This is a genomic window from Lichenibacterium ramalinae (assembly GCF_004137085.1).
GTDB lineage: Bacteria > Pseudomonadota > Alphaproteobacteria > Rhizobiales > Beijerinckiaceae > Lichenihabitans > Lichenihabitans ramalinae.
The window spans coordinates 37,501-63,090 of record NZ_QYBC01000025.1 but is presented as its reverse complement, the minus strand read 5'-3'; the positions used below and the strand labels follow the sequence as shown (position 1 = coordinate 63,090).

Annotated in this window: 22 protein-coding genes and 1 pseudogene; 8 read left to right on the top strand and 15 right to left on the bottom strand. The window is 72.3% G+C overall.

Annotated features, from left to right (window positions below; all coding sequences use genetic code 11):
* Positions 1-4: 4 nt before the first annotated feature.
* Positions 5-499 (top strand): annotated as a pseudogene (locus tag D3272_RS23490) (winged helix-turn-helix domain-containing protein); the annotation flags it as partial.
* A 154-nt stretch (positions 500-653) separates the two neighbouring features.
* Positions 654-1,412, top strand: coding sequence for a hypothetical protein (locus D3272_RS23485; RefSeq protein ID WP_129221645.1), 759 nt, complete (start codon positions 654-656; stop codon positions 1,410-1,412).
* A gap of 36 nt (positions 1,413-1,448) precedes the next feature.
* Here the strand turns inward: D3272_RS23485 and D3272_RS23480 are convergent, their stop codons facing one another.
* The 4 genes from D3272_RS23480 to D3272_RS23465 all read right to left on the bottom strand — a co-directional run bounded on the left by D3272_RS23480 (position 1,449) and on the right by D3272_RS23465 (position 6,249).
* Positions 1,449-3,395 carry an adenylate/guanylate cyclase domain-containing protein gene (locus tag D3272_RS23480; RefSeq protein ID WP_129221644.1) on the bottom strand — a complete coding sequence of 649 codons (1,947 nt, stop codon included), beginning with the start codon at positions 3,393-3,395 and terminating at the stop codon, positions 1,449-1,451.
* A 221-nt stretch (positions 3,396-3,616) separates the two neighbouring features.
* A complete protein-coding gene (locus tag D3272_RS23475; RefSeq protein WP_165361496.1) occupies positions 3,617-3,988 on the bottom strand; it encodes a response regulator in 372 nt (123 codons plus the stop codon).
* A 211-nt stretch (positions 3,989-4,199) separates the two neighbouring features.
* Positions 4,200-5,585 (bottom strand): amidase, encoded by a 1,386-nt coding sequence (locus tag D3272_RS23470; protein WP_129221642.1) that lies wholly within the window; start codon positions 5,583-5,585, stop codon positions 4,200-4,202.
* 70 nt (positions 5,586-5,655) lie between these two features.
* Positions 5,656-6,249, bottom strand: coding sequence for a helix-turn-helix domain-containing protein (locus tag D3272_RS23465; RefSeq protein ID WP_245496750.1), 594 nt, complete (start codon positions 6,247-6,249; stop codon positions 5,656-5,658).
* Between the two features lie 289 nt (positions 6,250-6,538).
* On the opposite strand from D3272_RS23465, the gene D3272_RS23460 reads away from it, so the two are divergent.
* Entirely contained in the window at positions 6,539-8,242 is a 1,704-nt protein-coding gene (locus tag D3272_RS23460) for a lysine--tRNA ligase (protein ID WP_129221640.1), read from the top strand.
* A 48-nt stretch (positions 8,243-8,290) separates the two neighbouring features.
* On the opposite strand, the gene D3272_RS23455 is transcribed toward D3272_RS23460, so the two are convergent.
* Positions 8,291-8,593: a hypothetical protein gene (locus D3272_RS23455; protein ID WP_207210296.1), complete on the bottom strand. Its 303-nt coding sequence runs from the start codon at positions 8,591-8,593 to the stop codon at positions 8,291-8,293.
* A gap of 106 nt (positions 8,594-8,699) precedes the next feature.
* The gene (locus D3272_RS23450) at positions 8,700-10,127 is read right to left on the bottom strand and encodes an aminotransferase-like domain-containing protein (protein ID WP_245496749.1); all 1,428 of its coding nucleotides are present in this window, start codon (positions 10,125-10,127) and stop codon (positions 8,700-8,702) included.
* Positions 10,128-10,231: 104 nt separating this feature from the next.
* On the opposite strand from D3272_RS23450, the gene D3272_RS23445 reads away from it, so the two are divergent.
* Positions 10,232-10,579, top strand: a complete 348-nt coding sequence (locus D3272_RS23445) for a YjiS-like domain-containing protein (RefSeq protein WP_165361495.1) — start codon at positions 10,232-10,234, stop codon at positions 10,577-10,579.
* A 30-nt stretch (positions 10,580-10,609) separates the two neighbouring features.
* Here D3272_RS23445 and D3272_RS23440 read toward each other — a convergent pair whose 3' ends face one another.
* Positions 10,610-11,929, bottom strand: a complete 1,320-nt coding sequence (locus D3272_RS23440) for an Nramp family divalent metal transporter (protein WP_129221638.1) — start codon at positions 11,927-11,929, stop codon at positions 10,610-10,612.
* Positions 11,930-12,071: 142 nt separating this feature from the next.
* Here D3272_RS23440 and mntR point away from each other — a divergent pair, with 142 nt between their 5' ends.
* The 3 genes from mntR (at position 12,072) to D3272_RS23425 (ending at position 15,028) form a co-directional block, all read left to right on the top strand.
* Complete coding sequence (mntR, locus tag D3272_RS23435) at positions 12,072-12,518, top strand: manganese-binding transcriptional regulator MntR (RefSeq protein ID WP_129221637.1); 447 nt, start codon at positions 12,072-12,074, stop codon at positions 12,516-12,518.
* Between the two features lie 320 nt (positions 12,519-12,838).
* Positions 12,839-13,609, top strand: coding sequence for a substrate-binding domain-containing protein (locus D3272_RS23430; protein WP_129221636.1), 771 nt, complete (start codon positions 12,839-12,841; stop codon positions 13,607-13,609).
* 96 nt (positions 13,610-13,705) lie between these two features.
* Entirely contained in the window at positions 13,706-15,028 is a 1,323-nt protein-coding gene (locus D3272_RS23425) for an MFS transporter (protein WP_129221635.1), read from the top strand.
* On the opposite strand, the gene urtE is transcribed toward D3272_RS23425, so the two are convergent.
* The 5 genes from urtE to urtA all read right to left on the bottom strand — a co-directional run bounded on the left by urtE (position 15,018) and on the right by urtA (position 20,914).
* Positions 15,018-15,713, bottom strand: a complete 696-nt coding sequence (gene urtE, locus D3272_RS23420) for an urea ABC transporter ATP-binding subunit UrtE (RefSeq protein WP_129221634.1) — start codon at positions 15,711-15,713, stop codon at positions 15,018-15,020. The genes D3272_RS23425 and urtE overlap by 11 nt on opposite strands.
* Positions 15,714-15,780: 67 nt before the next feature.
* Complete coding sequence (gene urtD / locus D3272_RS23415; protein WP_129221633.1) at positions 15,781-16,536, bottom strand: urea ABC transporter ATP-binding protein UrtD; 756 nt, start codon at positions 16,534-16,536, stop codon at positions 15,781-15,783.
* A gap of 4 nt (positions 16,537-16,540) precedes the next feature.
* Positions 16,541-17,692 (bottom strand): urea ABC transporter permease subunit UrtC, encoded by a 1,152-nt coding sequence (gene urtC / locus D3272_RS23410; RefSeq protein ID WP_129221632.1) that lies wholly within the window; start codon positions 17,690-17,692, stop codon positions 16,541-16,543.
* A gap of 1 nt (position 17,693) precedes the next feature.
* Entirely contained in the window at positions 17,694-19,319 is a 1,626-nt protein-coding gene (gene urtB, locus D3272_RS23405) for an urea ABC transporter permease subunit UrtB (protein WP_428978017.1), read from the bottom strand.
* 281 nt (positions 19,320-19,600) lie between these two features.
* The gene (urtA, locus tag D3272_RS23400) at positions 19,601-20,914 is read right to left on the bottom strand and encodes an urea ABC transporter substrate-binding protein (protein ID WP_428978016.1); all 1,314 of its coding nucleotides are present in this window, start codon (positions 20,912-20,914) and stop codon (positions 19,601-19,603) included.
* 275 nt (positions 20,915-21,189) lie between these two features.
* Here urtA and D3272_RS23395 point away from each other — a divergent pair, with 275 nt between their 5' ends.
* A complete protein-coding gene (locus tag D3272_RS23395) occupies positions 21,190-21,855 on the top strand; it encodes a MarC family protein (RefSeq protein WP_129221631.1) in 666 nt (221 codons plus the stop codon).
* Positions 21,856-21,904: 49 nt separating this feature from the next.
* Here D3272_RS23395 and D3272_RS23390 read toward each other — a convergent pair whose 3' ends face one another.
* The 3 genes from D3272_RS23390 to D3272_RS23380 all read right to left on the bottom strand — a co-directional run bounded on the left by D3272_RS23390 (position 21,905) and on the right by D3272_RS23380 (position 25,580).
* Positions 21,905-22,879, bottom strand: a complete 975-nt coding sequence (locus tag D3272_RS23390) for a threo-3-hydroxy-L-aspartate ammonia-lyase (protein ID WP_129221630.1) — start codon at positions 22,877-22,879, stop codon at positions 21,905-21,907.
* 141 nt (positions 22,880-23,020) lie between these two features.
* The gene (locus D3272_RS23385; protein WP_129221629.1) at positions 23,021-24,055 is read right to left on the bottom strand and encodes a phosphotransferase family protein; all 1,035 of its coding nucleotides are present in this window, start codon (positions 24,053-24,055) and stop codon (positions 23,021-23,023) included.
* A 301-nt stretch (positions 24,056-24,356) separates the two neighbouring features.
* Positions 24,357-25,580 (bottom strand): acyl-CoA dehydrogenase family protein, encoded by a 1,224-nt coding sequence (locus D3272_RS23380; RefSeq protein ID WP_129221628.1) that lies wholly within the window; start codon positions 25,578-25,580, stop codon positions 24,357-24,359.
* Positions 25,581-25,590: the final 10 nt, after the last annotated feature.

Below are 25,590 nucleotides of genomic sequence, written 5' to 3'. Positions count from 1 at the left end.
CGACCGGGGCGACGAGACCGGCAAGGTCGAGGCCTTCGACCTCGGCGCGGACGACGACGTCACCAAGCCCTTCGGCATGAACGAGCTGCTGGCGCGGCTGCGCGCCGCGCTGCGCCACCAGCTCGCCGTGCAGGGCGAGCGGCCGGTCTTCCGCGTGGAGAACCTGTCGGTCGACCTCGTGCGCCGGCTCGTCAGGATGGGCGAGCAGGACATCAGGCTGTCGCCGAAGGAATACGAGGTGCTCCGCCTCATGGTGCTGCATGCCGGCAAGGTGCTGACCCACGCCCACATCCTGCGCGACGTGTGGGGCGGCTCCACCGACGCCCAGTACCTGCGGGTCTACGTCCGCCAGCTGCGCCAGAAGATCGAGCCCGTGCCGGAGCGGCCCCGCTACATCCTCACCGAGACGGGCGTCGGCTACCGGCTGCGGGCGCCGGACGAGCCCGCGCCGGCCCGCGCCGGCACGGCCCGCCCGGGCGGGGGGACGGGGCCGGACTGATCCTCGGCGGCGTGCCGGCGCGGCCTTCGCCGGCGCAGCCTTCGCCGCCGATGGCGCCGGCGCTCTCGGCCGTGGAACCCCGGGCCCGACCGCCCGTTTTCCCGCCGCGGGCGACGGGTCCGCGGCGGGCCTCGGCCCGGCAGGGAGCGGCGCCATGGCCTACGACGACCTCGACACCGGGCGGGCGGCCTCGCCGCGGTCCGTCACGGCCTTCTTCGACACGCCGGACGCGGCCGACCAGGCCCGGCAGGACCTCGTGCGGGCGGGCGTGCCGAGCGGCGACGTGCGCGTCGCCGGGGGCGAGACCGCCGTGGCCGAGCCGGCCCACCCGCACGGCTTCTGGGATTCGCTGCGGGAGTTCTTCATGCCCGACGAGGACCGCCACATGTATGCCGAGGGCCTGCGCCGCGGCGGCATCGCGGTCTCGGTGCAGACCGACAGCGCCGCCTACCAATCGGTGCTCGACATCCTCGACCGCGACGGGGCGGTCGACATGGAGGAGCGGGCCGCCGGGTGGCGCGACGAGGGCTGGAGCGCCTTCGGCGGCGGCGAAAGCCGCGGCGAGCGCGAGATGGCCTATGCGCCGGCGGGCAGCGGCACCGGCGGCTTCGCCGCCAGCCGGGCCGATCAGCCCCTGTTCGACGGCCCGATGGACACGGCCGCCATCGAGCCCGGCTCGGTGGTGCCCGAAGGGCGGGACGACGCGCCCCGTGGCGCCGCCGGTGCCCCCGACACCGCTTATGCCGCCGCGGCGCCGGGCCTCGCCGCGCAGGCGGACGAGTCCACCGCCATGCCGGGCAGCCGCCAACCGGAACCCACCGGTTCGACCCCCGGCGTCTCGATCGTCACCCGGGACCTCAGCCACGGCCGCACGCGCGTTCGCTCCTACCTCGGCGACGACACCCCGCGCTGAGACGCGCGGCGGCGCGGGTTCCGGCCGAAGGGCGCGTCAGCTCTCGGGTGCCGCTTCGGCCCGAGGCTCTTCGTCCCGAGGCGCTTCGGCCGGGGGCACCGCGTCGAGGAGTTCGTAGAGGTCGATGCTGTCCTGCGTGCCGCGCACCGGTCTCGCGGCGACGTGGCGGAACGCGAAGGCCGGGCCGGCGGCGTCGCGCAATGCGCCGCTGACCAGGATGCGGGTGCCGTAGTCCTTGTTCAGCTGTTCGATCCGGGACGCGACGTTCACGGTGTGGCCCAGCACCGTGTAGTTCATGCGGTCCGGCGTGCCGACGCTGCCCACCAGCGCCTCGCCGAGGTGGAGGCCGAAGCGGGTGGACAGCACCGGGCGGCCTTCGGCGGCGAAGGCGGCGTTCAGCGCCTCGACGCGCCGGGCCGCCGCCACGACCGACCGGCACACCGCGCCGGCCCGCCCCGGCCCCTCCGGCGGCAGCGGCCAGAAGGCCATGACGCTGTCCCCGATGAACTTGTCGAGCGTGCCGCCCGACGCCAGGATCTCGTCGCTGATCTCGGCGAAATAGCGCGACAGCTGCGACAGGAGTTCGTCGGGCGCCAGGGCCTCCGACAGGCCCGTGAAGCCGTCGATGTCGGTGAACATCACGGCGATGGGCTGCCGCCGGCCTCCCAGCCCCGGGGCCCGGCCGCCCGCCACGATGGTGCGGACGAAGCCCTGCGGCAGGTAGGTCGAGAAGGTCCGCAGGGTGAGGGCCAGCATGTCGACGGCCCCGGCGAGGCGGCGGATTTCCCGGATGCGGCTTTCGGGCGGCCCTCGCTCGGGAAAGCGGAACTGCACGATGTGCTCGACGTCGGTCGCCAGTGCCACGATGGGGCGGGCGATGGACCGCGACGCCAGCGACACGAGCAGGAAGGCCAGCGCCACCACGGCGGCCTGCACCAGCAGCGACCAGAGCAGGAGCCGCGTCGCGGGGGCCTCGAACCGCGCCGCCGGCACCGTGCTGGCCACCACCATATCGGCCCCGTTGACGGTGATGCGGGCGATGTTGGCGTAGAGCGGCTGCCCTTCCACCACGATGGCGACGTCGCGCGATGCCGGGTCCCGCCGGTAGGCGGCGAAGATGGCGGTGTCGATGTGCCAGGCCGTCAGCTGCGTGCCCTCGGGCGGCTCGGCGGCGTCGAGGGGCCGGTCGATCTGCAGCCTGTCGGAATCGCCCAGCAGGGCGCCGTCGGGCGAGAAGATCGCCACATGCTCGCCCGGCACCGCCAGCGCGCTTTCGAGGCTCGCCGACAGGCTGTCGAGCCGGATGTCGATGCCGAACACGCGGGCGGCGTCGGTCTGGGCCCGGCGGCTGAGCGTGAAGCCGTAGTGGCGGCCGCTGCGGAAGGGATACAGGGGCGTCGTCACGGCGCGCGGCACGGCGGCCGCCATCGTGTACCAGGGCCGCAGGCGCGCGTCGTAGGCGACGGCCTGCGGCCCGCCGCGGGACAGGACGGCGAAGCCGGCGTCGATCCGCAGCACGGTTTCGGTGGCGGTGCCCCCGGCCTCCTCCCCGATCCGCACCGTATAGGCGGCGTTGGAACGGCGGCCGTTGGCGCGCTGGATGTCGCGCTGCGCCATGATGTAATGCCCGTCGCCTCGGGCGGTGACGATCGAGCGCACGGCAGGGGCGGTCTCGCCGAGGTTGGCGAGGACGCGCGCCAGCACCAGCCCGGCCGCCTGTGCATCCTCCGTCGCGGGCGGCGCCATGGCCAGCGTGTCCAGCACCGCGTCGGCGCTGGCGAACTGCAGGGAGATGCGCGACGTCACCCCCGACACCAGCCCGTCGAACTGCCCGTCGACCTGCTGCTGCAGCAGGTGCAGCGTCGCCCGCTGGTCGAGCCAGATCAGGCTGCCGCCGGACAACAGCAGGATCAGCGTGAAGGCGAGGGCGATGGCGGTGCGGAGCGGCAGCGTGGTGAGGCGGGCGTTGAACCGATCGAGCACGGGCAGCCTTCCGGCGGGACGGGGCGCGAGGCCGCGCGCGACGCCGGGGGCGGAACACGCGCCGCGCCCCGGCCCCAGCCATGGCGCCTTCCTGCACCGATCCGGCCGGCCGGTAAACCTCGGTCCCGGGGGAGCCGGCGCTCAGTGCCGGCGGAGGGGCCGATCGCGGGCCCGACCGCCTTCCGAAACCATCGGGCGAACCGGCCCGCGGCCACCGACCCTCAGGCGGCGGCCAGCACTGCGTCCCTCACCGTCCTCAGCACGTCGGTGGGGTGCCAGGGCTTGGGCACGTAGCGCACGCGCGGCCCGAGGTCCCGCGGCGTGCCGAGATGGGTGCCGGATGTGACCAGCACGGCGATGTCGGGGCAGACCTGCGAGACGATGCCGGCCAGTTCGAGCCCCGTGGTCTCGCCCGGCAGGTAGACGTCGGTGAAGATGGCGGCGACGTCGCCCTGGTGGTCGCGGATGTAGTCGATGGCGGCATCCCCGTCGGCGAACTCCACCACGGTGATGCCGGCTTCGGCGAAGAGCGAGGAGGCGGTGAGGCGGACGAGCGGCTCGTCCTCCACGATCACGACGGTGCTGCGGCTCATGTCACTCTCCGGCGGGAGACGTCCGGCCGGCCCGTCGCTGCGCCCGGGGACGCGCGAGGGCCGGTCGGATGCCACCCGGAGGTCGCACGCCGATGCGACGGCCCACGGGCAGCTCGCGGCCTTCATGGTGCGCCGCACCCCAACGGCACATGAACGGCTTCGACAGGGATCGGACGCGGTCGTGCCGCGGTTCGGGCGCTCGCATGGCGCGTCACGGGCTCGGCCAGGGCGGCATCGGCCCCCGTGCCGCCTCGTAGAAGGCCCCGAGGCGGAGCACCGCGAGGTCGGCGAAGCGCGGGCCGACGATCTGCAACCCGAGCGGCAGGCCCGCCGCCGAGCTGCCGCAGGGCAGCGACAGGGCGGGCTGTTCCGACATGTTCCACGGCACCGTGAAGGCGATATGCTCGAAGGGGCGGGCGGGGTCGTCGAGCGGCGAGGCCCATTCGGCCGGGTAGGACGGGACCGGGATGGTCGGCGACAGCACGACGTCCACCCCGTCGAACAGCCGGCCGCAGGCCCGGCGCATGGCGTAGGTGGCGTCGAGGCCCGCCAGCGCCTCCACGCCGGAGACCCGCGCGCCGCCCTCGGCCCAGGCCAGGATGTAGGGCAGGATCCTGTCGCGCTCGGTGGCCGGCAGCGGCCCGATCTCCCCCCAGGCGCGGGCGCGCCAGAAGACGTCGAGCCCGTCCAGCATGGCGCGGGTCAGCACGGGGCCCACCGGCTCGATCCGGGCACCGGCTGCCGCGAAGACCCGGGCCGCCGCCACGACGGCGGCATCGGTCTCGGCATCGACCGCCAGGCCGCAGCCGGCGTCCCGCATGAGGCCGATGCGGAGGCCGCCGACGTCCATGTCGAGTGCATCCCAGGCCAGGGCTTCCGGCGGCAGGGCGGTGTGGTCGCGCCCGTCGGGGCGCGCCAGCGTGGCCATGGCGAGGGCGGCATCGGCGACGCCGCGCGTCATCGGGCCGGCGCAGCGGCCGAGGTAGTAGGGGTCGATCGGGATCCGGCCGTTGCTGGGCTTGAACCCGACCGTGCCGGTGAGGGCGGCCGGCAGGCGGATCGAGCCGCCGATGTCGGTGCCGACATGAAGCGGCCCGTAGCCCGCCGCCGCCGCCGCGCCCGCGCCCGAACTCGAACCGCCCGGGTTGAGCGCGGGGTCCCACGGGTTGCGCGTCAGCGGGTGGAAGGAGGACAGGCCCGAGGTCAGCATGCCGTGGTCCGGGCATGTGGTCTTGGCGAAGATCACGGCGCCGTCCTCGCGCAGCCGCGCCGCCGGGGGCGCGTCCGCCGCGGCCGGCACGAGCTTGGTGGCGGCGCAGCCGCGCGGCACCGGCACGCCGCGGGTGGCGATCAGCTCCTTGACGGAGACGGGCAGGCCGTCGAGCCGTCCCTTCGGCGCGCCCCGGGCCCAGCGCTCCGTCGCGGCGGCGGCCTCGCGGCGCGCGCCCTCGGGGTCGTAGGCGTAGAGCGCCGCGACCGTCGGCTCCCAGGCGGCGATGCGGCGCTCGACCGAGTCCCAGCATTCGCTCGGGGACAGCGCCCCGGAGGCGAAGCCCGCCAGCAGGTCCACGGCGCTGAGGTCGGCGGGCTCGGTCATGGCGCGGCTCCGGTGATGCCGCACCATGGCAGGCGCGCCGCCGCCCGTCGACGCCGCCCGGGGGGCCGCTTCAGGTGAGCGGGGGCGTGCTGACCCAGAAGATGCTGGCCCGCGTCGGGCCGGTGTTGCGGAAGCTGTGCGGCTGGTCGGACCGGAACGCGAAGGCGTCGCCGGCGCTCAGCTGATGCGCCCGCCCGGCGATGGTGAGCTCCAGCCGCCCGTCGAGCAGGTAGCCCGCCTCCTCGCCCGCATGCTGCTGTTCCCCCGGGCTCGAGGCGCCCGCCTCGACGTGGAGGATGTTGCACTGGAGCAGGTGCTCGCCGCTGTCCGGGATGACGACCTCGACCGTGATGCGGCGGCCCGCCGCCTCCAGGGCTGCGGCGGAGCGCTGCCCGGCCCGGGCGATGACGGGGTCGCGCCCGTCCCGGTCCTCGAACATCCAGCCCATGCCGATGCCGAGCACCTGCACCAGCCGGTTGAGCATCGGCAGCGAGGGATAGGCCTTGCTGTTCTCGATCTTGGACAGCAGGCTTTCGGAGCAGCCCGCCGCATCGGCCAGGACCTTGAGCGTCATGCCGCGCATGTGGCGCGCCAGGCGCAGGCGCGTGCTCAATCGCTCGGCCGTGCTGGCGTCGAGCACATCCTTGTCGCTCCGGCTCTGCATTGCATGCATCGACTTGGCCTCAACCCCGCGCCACTAGACCGTTCTGCGTTATGAGCTAAAATAGGTCAATATTCCTGTCCGTCTAGCCGGTTTGAGCTAGAAAGGCGTCGTAACGGGCGTCACCACGACGGTTGCGCCCCCTGTCGGGGGACCGGGGCCGGCGGGGACCGGCGCCCGCCCCGGCACCATCCGCCATTGCTTTGCCGCCGAGGCCGTGTTTGTGACGCCCGGTCGGGTCCGGCCGCCACCCCGGCGGGGACCCCCTGGGATCGAACGAGGTCAGAACACCATGCCGCCCCTCGACATGCCGGCCGACATCATCGGCGCCGCTTCCGCCTGGCCCTTCGAGGAGGCCCGCAAGCTGGTCAAGCGCGTCGAGCGCACCGGCCAGGGGAGCGTGCTGTTCGAGACCGGCTACGGGCCGTCCGGCCTGCCCCACATCGGCACCTTCGGCGAGGTGGCCCGCACCTCCATGGTGCGCCACGCCTTCCGGGTGCTGACCGGCGACCGCATTCCGACGCGGCTCGTGTGCTTCTCGGACGACATGGACGGGCTGCGCAAGGTGCCCGACAACGTGCCGAACCAGGACCTGCTCCGGCGGCACCTCGGCCGGCCGCTGACCGAGGTGCCGGACCCCATCGAGCCCGGCATCAGCTTCGGCCACGCCAACAACGCCCGGCTGCGCGCCTTTCTCGACCGCTTCGGCTTCGACTACGAGTTCGTGTCCTCGACGGCGCTCTACAGGGGCGGGCGCTTCGACGCGGCGCTGCGGCTGATGCTGGAGCGGCTCGAGGCCGTGATGGCCATCATGGTGCCGAGCCTCGGGGCGGAGCGGGCCGCCACCTATTGTCCCTTCCTGCCCATCCACCCCGAAAGCGGCGTCGTCATGCAGGTGCCGCTCGTGTCGCACGACGTCGCCGCCGGCACCATCTCGTGGCGCGACCCCGCCACCGCCGCGCTGTTCGAGACGCCCGTCACGGGCGGGCACTGCAAGCTGCAGTGGAAGCCCGATTGGGCGATGCGCTGGCACGCGCTCGGCGTCGATTACGAGATGGCCGGCAAGGACCTTATCGATTCGGTGAAGCTGTCGGGCCAGATCGTGCGGGCGCTCGGCTCCGAGCCGCCCGAAGGCTTCAACTACGAGCTCTTCCTCGACCAGAACGGCCAGAAGATCTCGAAGTCCAAGGGTAACGGCCTCAGCATCGACGACTGGCTGCGCTATGCTTCGCCGGAAAGCCTGTCGCTGTTCATGTTCCAGAAGCCGTCGGCGGCGAAGCGCCTGTATTTCGACGTCATCCCGCGCGCCGTCGACGACTACCTGGGTTTCCTCGACGCCTTCCCGCGCCAGGCCGACAAGGAGAAGCTCGGCAATCCCGTGTGGCACGTCCATGCGGGCGAGCCGCCGGCGGCCGAGAAGCTGCAGCCCGAGGGCGGGGCGGGCACGACCCTGTCCTTCGCCATGCTGCTGAACCTCGCCGCCGTGGCCAACAGCGAGGACCCGGCGGTGCTCTGGGCCTTCCTGCGCCGCTACGCGCCGGGCGTGTCGCCCGCCACCCATCCCCGGCTCGACGGGCTCGTCGGCTACGCGGTGCGCTACTACCGCGATTTCGTGCGGCCGGCGAAGCGCTACCGTGCGCCCGACGACATCGAGCGCGATGCGCTGCTCGGCCTCGACGCCGCCCTGGCGGCCCTGCCGGAGGGCGCGAGCGCCGAGGAGGTGCAGACCGCACTCTACGACGTGGCGCGTCCCATCCCCCGGTACCAGGACTTCAAGGCCAAGACGGCGACGCCGGAGCGGCCGGGCGTGTCGAACGAATGGTTCAACACCCTCTACCAGGTGCTGCTGGGCGAGGAGCGGGGGCCGCGCTTCGGGTCCTTCGCGGTGCTCTACGGCATCCCGCAAACCCGTGCGCTGATCCGCCGGGCGCTCGACGGCGGGCTCATCGCCGATCACGTGGCGTTCCTGGCGGGACGGGGCACGGCGCCGGCCTGACCGGGCCGACGGGGGTGCCGGTCCGCCGGGCGGCGGACCGGCGCGGCATCACATCGGGCGCGTCATGCCGTGGTGCATCGGGCGGGCCATGTGGTGCATCATGCCGTGGTGCATCATGCCGTGACGCATCATGTGATGACGCATCATGTGGTGACGCATCATGGACCGGTGCATCATGGACCGGTGCATCATGCCGTGACGCATCATCGGACGGTGCATCATGCCGTGGTGCATCATCGGCGCCGCCATCATGGGGCCGGGGCCGGGCATGTCGGCGGCCAGGGCCGGCGCGGCAGCGCCGAGCGAGAGCGCGACGGCGACCGCGGCGGCGGCGATTCTCAGGGTCTTCATGGGTGTTTCCTCGTGTGGGCCGGGCCACGGAGGATCGTGGGACCAGCCCCTCGCAATGTAGAGCGCCGGACCGTTCCGATCATAGGTTGACCCGGCTTGAGCGTGACTATTTTCCGGCGCGGCAGGCCCGCATCGTGCGGTCGAGCACGTCGAAGATGCGCGGGTCGGCGCTGCCTGCGACATTGAAGCGCAGAAATCCCGCGACCCGATGCGAGGCGCTGAACACGTTTCCGGGGGCGAAGAGCACATCCTCCGCCAGGGCGCGCCGCGCCACGGCGGCGGCGTCGAGGCCGTCCGGCAGTTCCGCCCAGACGAACATGCCGGCCCGAGGCTCGATCAGCGGCGTGAGCCCGAAGGCCCGCAACCGGCCGAGCGTCTCTCCCCTGTCGCGGGCGAGCTTGGTCCTCAGCGCCTCGACGTGGCGCTTGTAGGTCCCGCCGGTGAGAACCGTGTGGAGCAGCACCGAGGCCATGTGGCCGTTGCCGTGGCTGGTCGACAGCTTGAGGTCGACCAGCGCCTCGATCCAGTCCGGCCTGGCGATGACGTAGCCGCACCGTATCGCGGCCGACACCGTCTTCGAGTAGCAGCCCGTCCCCACCACGCGGGCGAGCCCGTCGAGCCCGGCGAGGCGGGGCGAGGGTTCGGTCTCGAAATCCGCGAACGTGTCGTCCTCGATGACGATCACGTCGTGGCGCTCCGCCAGCGTCAGGACGCGGTGGGCGGTGGCGGCCGACGTCACGGCGCCCGTGGGGTTCTGCGGTCCCGCGGTGGTGAGGTAGATGCGCGGACGGCCGGCCGCCATGGCACGCTCCAGCGCGTCCACGTCGACGCCGGCCGGCCCGAAGGGCACGCCCACGACCGTCGCCCGGTGGCTGAGCAGCATGGCGAGGAAGTTGAAGTAGCAGGGGTCGTCGACCAGCACCGTGTCGCCCGGCTCGATGAGCAGGCGCAGCAGCAGGTCGAGGCCCTGGGTCGCCGAGTCGGTGAGCATGATCTGCCCGGGATCCAGGGCGACGCCGCGTTCGCCGAGCCGCAGCGCGATCAGCGCGCGCAGGGGCGGATGGCCGAGCGGGCTGGCATAGCTCAAGCGGTCGCCGGCCGCGCCCTCGCGGGCAAGGCTCCGCAGCGCCCGCTGCACCGAAACGTCGGGTGAGTAGCTTTCGGGCAGGATGCCCCAGCCGGGCTTCAGCACCTGCGGGCCGCAGCTGAGGCTTTGGCGCGTGACCCACAGCGGGTCGATGGCGCGGTCGAGGTCCGGGTGCAGGCTCTGCAGCGACAGGGGCCGGGTCGCCCCCGCGACGAAGAAGCCGGAGCCGCGGCGCGACGTGACGGCGCCCTCCGCCACCAGCCGCTCGTAGGCGTCCACCACGGTCGATTTCGACACGCCGGCGCTTTCGGCGAAGTCCCGCACCGAGGGCAGCCGTGCCCCGGGCGCCAGCCGCCGCGACGCGATGCGGGCGCGGATCTCGCCCATGACGGCGTCGACCCGCGTCGCCGCGGCGCGCAGCGGCATCGGAGGGACCGGGAGCGGCATCTGTGATGGACCTTCGGCCGGACAGTTCGGCCGAAGTGTACGGGACTGTCCCTGTCCTGGCCAGCCGTTTCCCCCCATCCTGCGTGGCATCGGGAGGGATCGCCATGACGAGTTCGACGGAGAGTTCGGGAATAGGGCGGGGCGAGGCCGGTCTTGGGGTCGGCCTTGGGGTCGGCCTTGGGGCCGGTCTAGGAACCGGCCGGGCGCGCCGGCTCTGGGCGCGATGCGGCCACGCCCTGGCCCGTGCCCTGCTTCGTGCCCTGGCCTGGCCGCTGCGGGTCTACGAGGCCCGGCGGATCATGCTGCAGCTCGGCAGCCTGGGCGACCACGAGTTGCGCGACATGGGCCTGACCCGCCTCGATTTGCAGGACGCCAGCGCCCTGGCCTTCGATGCCGACCCCTCGCTGGCGCTGCGGCGGCGCGTGGAGGAGCGGCGGCGGCGGCGGCGGTGACCGGCGCCGAACCCCGCCGGCCGAGCCCCGTCAGCCGGCGTCGGGCAGGAAGGGGATCGGCACGCCGAGCACCTGCATGACCAGGACGACGTTCAGCGCCACGATCACGGCCGTGCCCAGCACGGCCGCGGCATGGACGAGCGGCGGGGTGGCGAAGCGGCCCATGATGTCGCGGCGCCGGGTGAAGCTCACCAGCGCGATCATGGGCAGGGGCAGCACGAAGCTCAGCACCACCTGGCTCAGCACCAGCGCCTTGGTGCTGTCGATGCCGAGCCAGACCACCACGAAGGCCGGCACCATGGTGACGAGCCGCCGCGCCCAGAGCGGGATGGCGAAGCCCACGAAGCCCTGCATGATCATCTGCCCCGCCATGGTGCCGACGGCGGAGGAGGACAGGCCCGAAGCCAGCAGCGACACCAGGAAGAGGCCCGCCGCCGCCGGCCCGAGCAGGGGCGTCAGCGTGTGATAGGCCGTGCCGATCTCGGCGACGTCGTCGTGGCCGAGGTGGAAGGCCGCCGCCGCCATCACCACCATGGCCATGTTGATGAGGCCGGCGACCGACAGCGCCACCAGCACCTCGCCGTTGGAGTAGCGCACCAGGGCGGCGCGCTCGTCGTCGTTCCGTGCCGGGGCGCGGTTCTGGGTCAGGCCGGAATGGAGGTAGAGCGCGTGCGGCATGACGGTGGCGCCGATGATGCCGACCGCGACCGTCAGGGCTTCGGGCGACGGGATGCGCGGCACCACCACGCCGAGGCCCGCCGCCGCCCAGTCGACCGGCGCGATCAGCACCTCGGCGAGATACGACAGCCCGATCACCCCGACCAGCACGGCGATGCCGATCTCGAGCGAGCGGTAGCCGCGGCGCTCCAGCATCAGCAGGGCATAGGTGGCGAGGCCCGTCACCACCATGCCGGCCAGCAACGGGATGCCGGCCAGAAGCGACAGGCCGATGGCCCCCCCGAGGAACTCGGCGAGGTCCGTCGCCATGGCGGCCACCTCGCTGGCGAGCCACATCGGCACCACGGCCCAGGGCGGGAGGTGGCGGCGGCACAGTTCGGCGAGGTTCGATCCCGTGACGATGCCGAGCTTGGCCGACAGCGCCTGGAACAGCATGGCGACGAGGTTGGCCGCCACCACCACCCAGAGCAGGGCATAGCCGAACCGGGCACCGGCCTGGATGTTGGTGGCGAAGTTGCCGGGGTCCATGTAGGCGATCGACGCCACGACCGCCGGCCCCACCATCACCAGGGTCGACCCGATGCCGCGCCGTCGGCCCGCCAGGACCTCGCGGATGGCGGCGTCGGTCCGCTCACCCATGCCGGCCACCGCCGTCGCGTCCCGCGCCACCATCCCGTGCCCCCATCGTCCGTCCATCCTGCGACGGTCTAGATGTAGCCTCGGCTACACCATCGTCAACGGGCTTCATCGATTGACGGCCGGAGGTGAAACGGCCCAAACCGGGCGGGAGATGACGCTGACGGGACGGGGATCCATGGCGGACGAAGCGGTGCCGGCCGCGGACGAGGGGGATGACGGCGCGGCGGCGGACCGCTTCGGCAAGGCCCGCTCGGCCCGCTCCTCGGCCGTGCTGGAAGACTACACGGAACTGATCGCCGACCTCCAGGCGGGGCAGGGCGAGGCCCGCACGACCGACATCGCCCGCGCGCTCGGCGTCACCCATCCCACCGCCAACAAGGCGATCGCCCGGCTGAAGCGCGAGGGCCTGGCCACCTCGAAGCCCTACCGCGGCGTGTTCCTGACGGCGGCCGGCCAGGCCATGGCGGAACGCTGCCGCGCCCGCCACCGCACCGTGGTCAAGCTGCTGGTCGCCGTGGGCGTGCCGCCCGAAGCCGCCGAGATCGACGCCGAAGGCATCGAGCACCACGTCTCGGCGGCGACGCTCGACGCCTTCGAGCTGTTCCTGAAATCGGGGCGGTGACGCTCCGGCCCGCCCCACGCCTGCGCCCGGCGCACGCGCGGCGCGACTGGACGATCATGGCGCGGGTGCGCGGGATGGTGCTGCGCGTGTCCCCCCATGGGCCGGCACAGGGGGCGGAGCGTGGTCGAGGTCATGGACGGCAACCGGCCGGTTTCGGGTCGTCGACCCGCGACCGCGCCGCCGGATCCGGTGTCGGCCTCATGTCTTGTGGCCCCATGTCTTGTGGCGTCGTGTCTTGTGGCCCCGTGTCTTGTGGCGTCGTGCCTTCCGGCGCCGTGCCGGACGTGGCATGGCGGTTCCCATCCACCGGAGACCATCGGATGACCCCTGTCCTGCGCCCTCTCGCCCTCGCCGCCCTGCTCCTGTCCTGCACCGGGGCCAAGGCCGATGACGTCGCCGTGATGATCTCCGGCGGCTTCAAATCCACCTACCAGGCCCTGCTGCCGGGATTCGAGGCGGCGAGCGGCGACCACGTGACGACGCTGCCCGGCCCGTCCATGGGGACGACGCACGACGCCATCCCGCAGCGCCTCGCCCGGGGCGAACCCGACGACGTGCTCATCATGGTGGGCAGCGCCCTCGACGCGCTCGTGGCCGACGGCAAGGCCGTGCCCGGCAGCAGGGTCGACCTCGCGCTGTCGCCCATCGGCATGGCGGTCAAGGCGGGCGCACCCGTGCCCGACATCGGCACGGTCGACAAGCTCAGGGCCGCCCTGCTGGCGGCGCGATCCGTCGCCTATTCGGACAGCGCCAGCGGCGTCTACATCCGGGACGAACTGTTCAAACGGCTCGGGATCGAGGCCGAGATGCAGGGCAAGGCCCGCATGATCCCGGCGACGCCGGTGGCGGAGATCGTGGCGCGGGGCGAGGCCGAGCTCGGCTTCCAGCAGGTGGCGGAACTGCTGCCCGTGCCCGGCATCGCCTTCGCCGGCAAGCTGCCGGAGGCCGTGCAGAAGAACACGGTCTTCTCGGCCGGGATCGCCGTCGCGGCCCGCCATCCGGCGGCCGGCCGCGCCCTCGTCGCCTACATGGCGTCGCCCGCCGCCGCCCCCGTGATGGCCAGGATGGGGCTCGACCCGGCGAAACACTGACGGGGGCGCGGCTCCCCGCTTGCGCCCGGCGTTCCGCCCGTCATACTCGCCGAAACCGGACCGCGAAGACGCGGCCAGATCTGGGGAGGACAGGACATGACGGCTCTCACGGGGGAGGCGGCCCGGCTGGGGGCCGGGGGCGATCTCGCCTCGGCGGTGGCCAAGGCGCGGGCGCGGCTCGTGCCCTTCCTGATCCTCATGTACACCATGGCCTTCCTCGACCGATCCAACGTCGGCTTCGCCAAACAGGCGTTCCAGGCCGACACGGGCGTCAGCGACGCCGCCTTCGCCTTCGGGGCGGGGCTGTTCTTCGTGGGCTATGCGCTGCTCGAGATCCCGTCGAACCTCATCATGCACCGGGTCGGCGCCCGGCGCTGGCTGTGCCGCATCATGGTGACCTGGGGCATCGTGGCGGCCGGCATGATGCTGGCGACCGGCGACACGTCCTTCTACGTGCTGCGCGTGCTGCTCGGCATGGCCGAGGCAGGCTTCTTCCCGGGCGTGATCCTTTTCGTGACCTATTGGTTCCCCCGGCGCGAGCGCGGCCGCATCCTGGGGATGTTCTACTTCGGCTATCCCCTGTCCCTCATGTTCGGCAGCCCGGCCAGCGGGCTGCTGCTGGTGCTGGACGGCGCGCTCGGCCTGCACGGCTGGCAGTGGATGTACCTGATCGAGGGCCTGGCGGCCTCGGCGGTCGGCGTGCTCGCCTATTTCGTCCTGACCGACCGGCCCGAACAGGCGACCTGGCTCGACGACGGCGAGCGCGCCGCCGTGGCGCGCCAGATCGCCCAGGAGGAGGAGGACAAGGCCAGCCACGGCCCGGCCTCGCTCAAGGCGGCCTTCGCGGACCCCCGCATGCTGCATTTCGTCGTGATCTACTTCCTGATGCAGGTCGGCAGCTACGGCGTCGCCTTCTACCTGCCGACCCAGGTCTCGGCGCTGCTCGGCGTCAAGGTCGGGCCGCTCGTGGGCTTCGTGTCGGCCATCCCCTGGGCGGTGGCGCTGCTCGCCATGGCGGTCTGGCCCCACATGGCGGTGACGAGCGGCCGCGAGCGGCTCTACGGCGCCATCTCGGTCTTCGCCATCGCGTTCGGCCTCGTCATCGCGGCCTCGGCGCCCCCGCTCCTCGCCATCGCGGCCCTGTGCATCACGACGGCGGGCCTCGCCTCGGCGCAGCCGATCTTCTGGACCTTCCCCACCAACTACCTGTCCGGGGTCGCGGCGGCGGGCGGCATCGCGCTGATCAACTCGGTCGGCAACCTCGGCGGGTTCCTGGCGCCGAACCTGCGCGTCTGGGCCGAAGCCGCCTTCGGGGTGCCGTCCGCCAGCCTCTACGCGCTGGCGGTCTCGGCGGTGCTCGGCTCGGCGCTGATCCTCATGCTGCCGCGCCGCGCCGCCGCCCAACCCCTCACACGCTGAGGTGGGCCCGGACCTCGTGCTCCACCATGTCGGCCCTGGCGCCCGCCAGGACCACGGCGCCGCGGTCCATCACGGCGAAGCTGTCGGCGAGGTCGCGGGCGAACTCGAAATACTGCTCGACCAGCACGATGGCCATGTCGCCGCGGCCGCGCAGGTAGTCGATGGCGCGGCCGATGTCCTTGATGACGGAGGGTTGGATGCCCTCGGTCGGTTCGTCGAGGACGAGGAGCTTCGGCCGCGTCACCAGGGCGCGGCCGATGGCGAGCTGCTGCTGCTGCCCGCCCGACAGGTCGCCGCCGCGCCGGTGCATCATGGTCTTCAGCACCGGGAAGAGGTCGAAGACTTCCTCGGGCACGTGGCGCAGCGCCCGGCCGACCGGCGCGAAACCGGTGTGGAGGTTCTCCTTCACGGTGAGCAGCGGAAAGATCTCGCGCCCCTGCGGCACGTAGCCGATGCCGCGCCTGGCCCGCGCATGGGTCGGCAGGCGCGACACGTCCTCGCCGGCGAGGCTGACGGTGCCGCCGCGGATCGGCTGCTGGCCCACGATGGCGCGCAGCAGCGAGGACTTGCCGACGCCGTTGCGCCCGAGCACGCAGGTGACGCGGCCGAGTTCGGCCGTCAGCGACACTTTCCGCAGCGCCTGCGCGGCACCGTAGAAAAGGTCGATGGAATCGACGTTCAACATGCCGGTCGGACCTCGCAGGTTTTGGCGCGGGATGGCGTCTCCCGCGGGCCGGAGAACGGCGTGGGGGTCACCGCCCGAGATATACTTCCACCACCCGCGGGTCGGCCGAGACCTGGTCGAGCGGCCCCTCGGCCAGCACGGCACCCTCGTGCAGCACCGTCACCTTGACGCCGAGGTCGCGCACGAAGGCCATGTCGTGCTCGACCACCACGACGGCGTGGTCGCGGGCGATCTCGCGCAGCAGTTCGGCCGTCGTCGCCGTCTCGCTGTCCGTCATGCCGGCCACGGGCTCGTCGACGAGGAGCAGCTTCGGGTCCTGGGCCAGCAGCATGCCGATCTCCAGCCACTGCTTCTGGCCGTGGCTGAGGTCGCCGGCGCGGCGGGCGCGGTGGTCCCACAGGCGGATGCGGCGCAGGATGCCGTCGATGCGCTCGCGCCTGTCGCGGGCGGCCCTGCCGAACAGCGTGTCGAAGGCGCCGCGGGGCGCCTTCAGGGCGAGCAGCACGTTGGTGTCGACGCTGTGGTTCTCGAAGACCGTGGGCTTCTGGAACTTGCGGCCGATGCCGAGATTGGCGATCTCGGCCTCGTCCCGCTTGGTGAGGTCGACGCTGCCGCCGAAGAACACCGTGCCGGTGTCGGGCCGCGTCTTGCCCGTGATGACGTCCATCATGGTGGTCTTGCCGGCGCCGTTGGGGCCGATGATGGCGCGCATCTCGTTCGGCGCCAGCACGAGCGAGAGGCCGCGCAGCGCCTTGTAGCCGTCGAAGGAGACGCGCACGTCGTCGAGATACAGCAGCGACGAGGTGAGGACGGGGTCGGTCATGGGGTCACTCCGCCACCGGCGCCGGCAGGACCTGTTCGTCGGGCGCCACCGGCCGCTCGGCCGGCGGCTCGGGGCGGCGGGGGGCGGTGAGCCGGTCGACGAGGCCCAGGATGCCCTGCGGCAGGAACAGCGTCACGCCGACGAAGAGCCCGCCGAGCAGGAACAGCCAATATTCCGGGAAGACGCCGGTGAAGAACGTCTTGCCCCAGTTGACCAGCACGGCGCCGAGCGCCGCCCCCACCAGCGTGCCGCGCCCGCCGACCGCGACCCAGATGACGGCCTCGATGGAATTGGCGGGGGCGAACTCTCCCGGGTTGATGATGCCGACCTGCGGCACGTAGAGGGCGCCGGCGACGCCCGCCATCATGGCGGACAGGGTGAAGACCGCCGCCTTGTAGGTTTCGACCCGGTAGCCGAGGAAGCGCGTTCGGCTTTCGGCGTCGCGGATCGCCACCAGCACCTGGCCGAACTTCGACGCCGTGACGGCGGCCGCCACGACGTATCCCAGCGCCAGCGCCGCGCAGGAGGCCGAGAAGAGGGCGGCGCGCGTGCCGGCCGACTGGATGTCGAAGCCCAGGATGTCCTTGAAGTCGGTGAGGCCGTTGTTGCCGCCGAAACCCATCTCGTTGCGGAAGAAGGCGAGCAGCAGCGCGTAGGTCAGCGCCTGGGTGATGATCGACAGGTAGACGCCGGTCACGCGCGACCGGAAGGCGAAGTAACCGAACACCAGGGCGAGCAGCCCCGGCACCAGCAGCACCATGGCCATGGCATAGGTGAAGGACGAGAAGCCCCACCAGGTCACCGGCAGGTCGTGCCAGTTGAGGAAGACCATGAAGTCCGGAAGGTTCGGGTTGGCATAGGTGCCGCGGGCGCCGATCTGCCGCATGAGATACATGCCCATGGCGTAGCCGCCGAGGGCGAAGAAGGCGCCGTGGCCGAGGCTCAGGATGCCGCAATAGCCCCAGACGAGGTCGAGCGCGAGCGCCAGAAGCGCGTAGCACAGGTACTTGCCGACCAGCGTCACCGCATAGGCGGACAGGTGGAAGGGCGAGGCGGGCGGCACGGCCAGCGACAGGACCGGCACCAGCACGGCGGCGGCGACCAGCACGGCGAGGAAGACGAGGCCGCGCCCGGACAGGATGCGTTGGCTCGGCATGTCAGGCCTCCACCGCCCGGCCCCTGAGGGCGAAGAGCCCGCGCGGGCGCTTCTGGATGAACAGCACGATGAAGACCAGGATGGCGATCTTGGCCAGGACGGCGCCGGCGAAGGGCTCCAGGAACTTGTCGGCGACGCCGAGCGACAGGGCCGCCACCAGCGTGCCCCACAGGTTGCCGACGCCGCCGAACACCACCACCATGAAGCTGTCGATGATGTAGCTCTGGCCGAGGTTCGGCGACACGTTGTCGATCTGCGAGAGCGCCACCCCGGCGATGCCGGCGATGCCCGAGCCGAGGCCGAAGGCGAGCGCGTCGATGCGCCCCGTGGAGATGCCCATGGCCGAGGCCATGCGGCGGTTCTGCGTCACGGCCCGCATGCGCAGCCCGAAGGGCGTGGCGCGCAGCACGATCTGCAGGGCCGCGAAGACCCCGACGGTGAAGACCACGATCCACATGCGGCCCGCCGTGATCTCGAGCCCGCCGACGTGGAAGGACCCCGCCATGAAGGCCGGCGCCGCCACGGGGCGGTTGTCGGCCCCGAAGACCGTGCGGACGAGCTGCTGCAGGATCAGCGACACGCCCCAGGTGGCGAGCAGCGTTTCGAGCGGCCGGCCGTAGAGGTGGCGGATGATGAGCCGCTCGATGGCGATGCCGACGGCGCCCGCGACCAGGAAGGCGGCCGGCACGGCGACGAGGAGCGAGGCGCCGCCGAGCGCCGACGACGCGAGGGCCTGCTGCACCACGTAGGTCGTGTAGGCGCCGATCATCACCATCTCGCCGTGGGCCATGTTGATGATGCCCATCACGCCGAAGGTGATGGCGAGGCCGATGGCGGCGAGCAGCAGAACCGAGCCGAGCGACAGGCCGTACCAGGCGTTCTGCAGCGCCTGCCACACCGCGAGGGTGAAGCGGATGGCGGCCGCGGCCGAGGCCGCCGCGGCCTTGACGGCCGGCGACGCGTCCGGGGCGGCGCCCGCCTGGTCGACGAGGTTCAGCGCGTCGCCGTCGCCCCGCGCCTTCAGCGTCGCGATGGCGTCGAGCCGCTCCGCCTCGGGGCCCGTGCCGGAGGCCGCCACGATGGCGGCCCGCGCCTGCACCAGCATGGCCTTGATGGCGGGATCCTCCTCCTTGGCGAGGGCGGCCTCGACGGCGCCCCGGGCCTTGGCGTCATGCGCCGCGAAGGCCGTGTCGGCGGCGGCGAGCCGCTTCGTCCGGTCGGGCGAGACGAGGTCGAGGCCCCCGACCGCGGCGGCGATCTTGGAGCGGATGGCGTTGTTGAGCCGGACCTTCTTCAGCCCGCCCTGCGTCACGTCGGCGGCCTTCGCGCCCGTTGCGGCATCGTCGAGCGTGCCGGCGGCGTCGACGACGTAGACCTTGCGGCTGCCGGGATCGAAGAACAGCCGCCCGTCCGACAGGGCGCCGAGCACGGCCGGGGCCGTCGGGGCGCCGCTGGCCACGAGCGCGTCGATGCCGACGTCGGTCTCGGGGAACTTGTCGGCGGCGAAATGCGCCAGGGCGTCGTCGACCGGCGCGGCCCGGGCGGCGCCGAGGCCGGCCCCGATCCCGGCCAGCAGGGCGAGCAGGGCCGCGACGATCCGGGTGCTGGGCATCCGCTTGCGGGGCATGGACGGGCTCCTCGAGCCGGGGCGTTTGGATCTCCCCCGCCGGCCTGCGGGGCAGGCGGGGCCTGTTCGGAAGCCCGCCGGGCCGTCGTCGAAGCGGAGCATCGACCCGAGCCTGCGGACAGGCCCGGGTTCGGGATCGGGCGTGTGTCGGGATCGACGAGACACGCGCTGGAGCGCTTTCGCCTTCGGCGAACTCGCTCCGGCTCCCGATCGAGAGCAGTGTCGTCGGCTTGGAGTCGCCAAGGCGACTCGGAGAAAGCCGATACTGCTCTAAGCCATGGTCAGGCCGCGCCGCCGCACTTGCCGAGCTTGACGTTGTAGTTGCCGCAGCTCATGGGCGAGCGCCAATCGCCGATCAGGTCCTTGGAGCCTTCGAGATAGGGCGACCATTCCTGCGCCACGACGAGGCCGGGCGTCTGCCACACGGTGTTCATCTGGCCGTCGGCCCCGATCTCGCCGATGTAGACCGGCTTGGTGATGTGGTGGTTCGGCATCACGGTGGCGTAGCCGCCCGACAGGTTCGGCACCGAGACGCCGATCAGCGCGTCGATCACGGGGTCGGCCTTGAAGGTGCCGGCCTTCTCGACCGCCTTCACCCAGGCATTGAAGCCGATGTAGTGGGCTTCCATCGGGTCGTTGGTGGTGCGCTTCGGGTTCTTGGTGAAGGCGTGCCACTTGTCGATGAACGCCTTGTTCTCGGGCGTGTCGATCGACTCGAAGTAGTTCCACGCCGTGAGGTGGCCGACCAGCGGCTTCGTGTCCATGCCGGCCAGCTCTTCCTCGCCGACCGAGAAGGCCACCACCGGGATGTCCGTCGCCTTGATGTTCTGGTTGCCGAGTTCCTTGTAGAAGGGCACGTTGGCGTCGCCGTTGATGGTCGACACCACGGCGGTCTTCTTGCCGGCCGAGCCGAACTTCTTGATGTCGGAGACGATCGTCTGCCAATCGGACTGGCCGAAGGGCGTGTAGTTGATCATGATGTCTTCGGGCTTGACGCCCTTGAGCTTCAGGTAGGCTTCGAGGATCTTGTTGGTCGTGCGCGGATAGACGTAGTCGGTGCCGGCCAGCACCCAGCGCTTCACGTTGCCGCCGTCGGCGCTCATCAGGTAGTCGACGGCGGGAATGGCCTGCTGGTTCGGCGCCGCGCCCGTGTAGAACACGTTGCGTTCGCATTCCTCGCCCTCGTACTGGACGGGGTAGAACAGGATGTTGTCGAGTTCCTTGAACACCGGCAGCACCGACTTGCGCGACACGGAGGTCCAGCAGCCGAAGCAGGCCGCGACATTGTCCTTGGAGATCAGCTCGCGGGCCTTCTCGGCGAAGAGCGGCCAGTTGGAGGCGGGGTCGACCACGACGGCCTCGAGCTTCCTGCCCAGCACGCCGCCGCGTCTGTTCTGCTCTTCGATGAGCATCAGCATGACGTCCTTCAGGGTCGTCTCGCTGATCGCCATGGTGCCGGACAGCGAATGCAGCACGCCGACCTTGACGGTCTCGTCCGCCGCGAAGGCGCGCGACACGCCGCCGAGCGTCGCGCTCGCGGCAAGCGCCGAGCCACCGAGCAGCGCCTGGCGGCGGTTCATCGAGAAGCGATCCATGGTGGTCCCCGTGTCGGGCGGCCGGTGCCGCGTTGAGCCGGCGGCACTTTGGTGCGGGGTTCGGCGGGGGGACATACGTCGAATGACGTATGCTGCGGTGCGGCGGCGGGCGCGATGGGACGGCACCACTGTCGGCGCCGATCGATCGCACTCGGCCGCGCGTCGCCGGGGATTTCCCACGACCTCGACGGCTCGGCGACCTACAGTCCGGGACACGCGCCGACATGTCGCTGCGGGGTGCGCGGCCGGGCCAGCGACACGACGGGGGAGACGGCATGGCGACGGTCGGCAGCGGTCTGCAGAACTTCCTCCTCGCGCTTTCGGCGCTGTTCTCCATCGTCAACCCGATCGGGGCCGCGCTGATCTTCGCCCGGGTGACGGCGGAGCGGAGCCATGCCGAGCGGCTCGACCTCGCCCGGCGCGTCGGGGTCTATTCGGCCCTCGTCATGCTGGTGTCGCTGTGGGGCGGCGCCTACGTGCTCGACTTCTTCGGCATCTCGCTCTCGGCCCTGCGCATCGCGGGCGGTGCCGTCGTGGCGGGCCAGGCCTGGACCATGCTGGCGGCGGCCGAGGACCACGAGGAGCGCAAGGAAGGCCAGGCCGCGCAGGCCTCCGGCGCGCCGGACGTGGCCTTCTTCCCCCTCACCATGCCGTTCACCACCGGGCCCGGCACCATGTCGGTGGCGATCGCGCTGGGCTCGAACCTGCCCGTCGGCTCGCCCCGCATGCTGCCCTTCATCCTGGGCTCCTCGGCGGCGGCCCTCGCCGTGGCCGCCCTGGTGTGGATCGCCTATGGCTCGACCGACCGCATCCTCGGCTGGCTCGGCCCGGCGGGGGCGCGGGTGATGTCGCGGCTGTCGGCCTTCCTGCTGCTGTGCATCGGCACCCAGATCACGCTCGGCGGCGTCACGGAGGTGCTGAAGGGGGTGATGCACGGCTGAGGCGAGGCGACGCGCCCCGCCATGGCCGCGTCGCGGCTGATCGGCGCCCTCACCCCGCCCCGCCCACCAGCGCGGCGAAGCGCGCGAGGTCGACGTTGCCGCCCGTCACCAGCACCCCGACGCGCCGGCCCCGGACCTCGACGGCGCCCGACAGGGCCGCCGCGGCCGCCAGGCAGCCCGTCGGCTCCACCACGATCCGCATGCGTTCGGCGAAGAACCGCATGGCGTCGACCAGCGCCGGGTCCGGCACCGTGACGACGTCGGCGACGAGGCGGCGGATGATCGGGAAGGTGATCTGCCCGAGGTGCTGCGTCTGGGCGCCGTCCGCGATGGTGCGGGGCACCGGGATGTGGACGATGGCGCCCGAGCGGAACGAGCGCTGCCCGTCGTTCCCGGCCTCGGGTTCCACGCCGATCACCCGGCAGCCCGGCGCCAGCGTCTCGGCGGCGAGGGCCGAGCCCGCCAGCAGGCCGCCGCCGCCGAGGCAGACCAGCAGCAGGTCGAGCGGCCCGACCTCCTCGATCAGCTCCTTCGCGGCCGTGCCCTGGCCGGCGATGACCTCGGGATGGTCGTAGGGCGGGATCAGGGCGAGCCCGCGCTCCTCGGCGATCCGGCGGCCGAGGACCTCGCGGTCGGCCGTGTAGCGGTCGTAGAGCACGACCTCGGCGCCGTAGCCGCGCGTCGCCGCGATCTTCGCCGCCGGCGCGTCCTCGGGCATGACGATGACCACCGGCGCGCCCTGCAGCCGGCCGGCCAGCGCCATGGCCTGGGCGTGGTTGCCGGAGGAGAAGGCCACGGCGCCGCGGGCGCGCTGGCCCGCGTCCAGCGCCGCGATGGCGTTGTAGGCGCCGCGGAACTTGAAGGCGCCGACGCGCTGCAGGTTCTCGCATTTGAAGAACAGCTCGGCCCCGGTGAGCGCGTCCGCCGTGCGGGACGTCATCACCGGGGTGCGGTGGGCGGCGCCGGCGATGCGGCCGGCGGCCCGCTCGACGTCGGCGTAGGTGACGGGATGCGATGGGTTCATGGCGGTCTCCGGACGCGGCCGGTCTAGCAGCCGGCGGGACTGCGGGTCCAGGCGAGGATGGCTTCGAGCCCGGCGGTGCGCTGCTGCGCCGGGATGGGGGCTCGGCCGTCGACGGCCGCCGCAGAAGGTCCCGGGCCGGCGTCAGGCGATGAAAGCGGCGGCCCGCGCCGCGAAACTCGCCGCGAGGCCGCCGACGCTGCCGGCGTCGGACGCCGATGCGGTGCCGTTCTTCGCCCGGGCCGCGATCCCCTCGAAGATCATGGACCAGCGGAACAGCGCGAAGGCCATGTGGAAGCGCGACAGCCGGGGCCTCGCCGCGACCCCGTGGCGGCCGAGCGCCGCGTAATAGTCGGCCTCGTATTCGGCCTGGCTCGGGATGCCCAGGGCGACGAGGTCGAGGCCGAGCAACCCGCCGTACTGGTCCGGCGCCGAATGCCAGGCGATGCAGGAATGGGCGAGGTCGGACAGCGGCGGCCCCAGCGTCGACAGCTCCCAGTCGAGCACGGCGGCGACGCGGGGGGCGTCGGGCGCGACCATCAGGTTGCCGAGCCGGTAGTCGCCGTGGGCGATGCCGCCGCGGGGATCCTCCGGGATGCTGCCCGGCAGCCAGGCGATCAGCCGTTCGATGGCGGGATCCTCGCGCGTCCGCACCGTTCGCCACTGCTCGGACCAGCGCCGCACCTGCCGGGGGTAGAAGCCCGCCGGCCGGCCATAGTCGCCGAGGCCGTGGGCGGCGGGGTCGACGGCATGCAGCGCCGCCAAGGTCTCCGCCATGGCGCGGTAGATGGCGCGGCGCTCCGCCGGGGCGCAGCCCGGCAGGGCGCAATCGTGGAACACCCGGCCGTCGAGCCGCGCCATGACGTAGAAGGGCGTGCCGACGACGCTCCGGTCGTGGCAGAAGTGCAGCGCGTCGGGCACCGGCACGGGGCTGCCGCGCAGGCCCGACACGACGCGGTATTCGCGGTCGACCGCATGGGCCGAGGGCAGGAGGGTCCCGGGCGGCTGCTTGCGGAGTACGAGGCGGTGGGTGTCGGTGGTGACGAAGAAGGTGGGGTTGGACTGCCCGCCGGCGATGCGGGCGAGGCGCAGGGGGCCGGCGAGGCCGGGGATGTGGGCCCGCAGGTAGGCGTCGAGCCGGGCGGGTTCGAATTCCAGGGCGCGATCTTCGGCGACCATTGCTCGTTCCCTGCAGGCGAGGCCGCGTTCACGCCGGTGGCCAATGGTCCGGACGCCGGTTCCGGGCGGCGTGGATGACGTGAAGGACGATGATACGCCCGTCGTCGCCGTTCGGCGTCGCCACGATATCATAGGCTAGAGCAGATCGCGATCAGGTCGCGTCACCTGATCGCGTGAAGATGCTCGCAAAAACATGGCACTAGAGCTGAAGTCGCGAGCCAAGGCGAGCGGCGACGGCTCTAGACGATAGGGGAGGCCCCTCACGAGCTTCTCGAAGCCGTCCTCCGGCTCCGCGCAGAGCTCAGGCCCCTCCGGCCGCCCCCGCCACCGGCCAGCGCCAGAAATCCCGACCCTCCGCCTGCAGGGCACGGTTCAGCACCATGCGGTGGACCTCGTCGGCCCCGTCGACGAGGCGGGCCTGCCGGGCATAGCGGTAGATCCATTCGAGGACCGTGTCCTTGGAATAGCCCTTGGCGCCGGTGATCTGGATGCCGGTGTCGGCGGCGCGGTGCAGCACGCCGGCGCATTGCACCTTGGCCATCGACACCTCCACCCTGGCGAAGCCGCCGCGGTCGAGCTCCCAGGCGGCCTTCATCACCAGCAGGCGGCCGATCTCGATCTCCATGGCGAGGCCGCCCAGCATCAGCTGCACGCTTTCCCGGTCGGCGAGCCGCACCCCGAAGCCGGTGCGCTCCGCCGCATAGGCTTCGGCGATCTCGACGCAGCGCTTGGCGAGCCCGAGCCAGCGCATGCAATGGGTGAGGCGCGCCGGCCCGAGGCGGATCTGCGTCACCTTGAGGCCGTCGCCCTCGCCGAGCAGCACGTCCTCGGGCGGCACCACGAGGCCGTCGAAGGCGAGCTCGCAATGGCCGCCGTGCTCCTCCGGCCCCATGATGGGGATGCGGCGCAGGATGCGCCAGCCGGGCTGGTCCCGGTGGAACTGGAAGGCGGTGAGGCCCCGGCGCGGGTCGTCCGACGTGCGGGCCATGAGGGTGAAGTGCGTCGCCTCGGCCGCGCCCGTGATGTACCACTTGTGCCCGGTGATCCGGTAGGAGCCGTCCGGCTGGCGCTCGGCGCGGGTGCGGATCATGGAGGGGTCGGAGCCCCCGCCCGGGTGCGGCTCCGTCATGGCGAAGGCGGAGCGCACCTCGCCCCGCACCAGCGGCTCCAGCCAGCGCGCCTTCTGGTCCGGCGTGCCGATCGCTTCGAGCATCATCATGTTGCCGTCGTCGGGCGCCGCCGCGTTGAACACGACGGGCCCGAAGATCGAGCGGTTCATGGCCTCGTAGCAGACCGCCATGCCGACCCGCCCGACGCCGAGGCCGCCGGTCTCGGGGCGGAGCTGCAGGCACCACAGGCCCTCGGCCCGGGCTTCGGCCCGCAGCCGCGCCAGCAGGGCGAGGTCGATGTTCTCGTGGGCGTCGAAGGAGGCGGGATCGGCTTCGAGCGGCAGCAGCCGGTCCGCCACGAAATCCGCGATGCGGGCGCGCAGCCGGTCGAGCTCGGGCGGGATCGTGAAGTCCATGGTGTCCTCC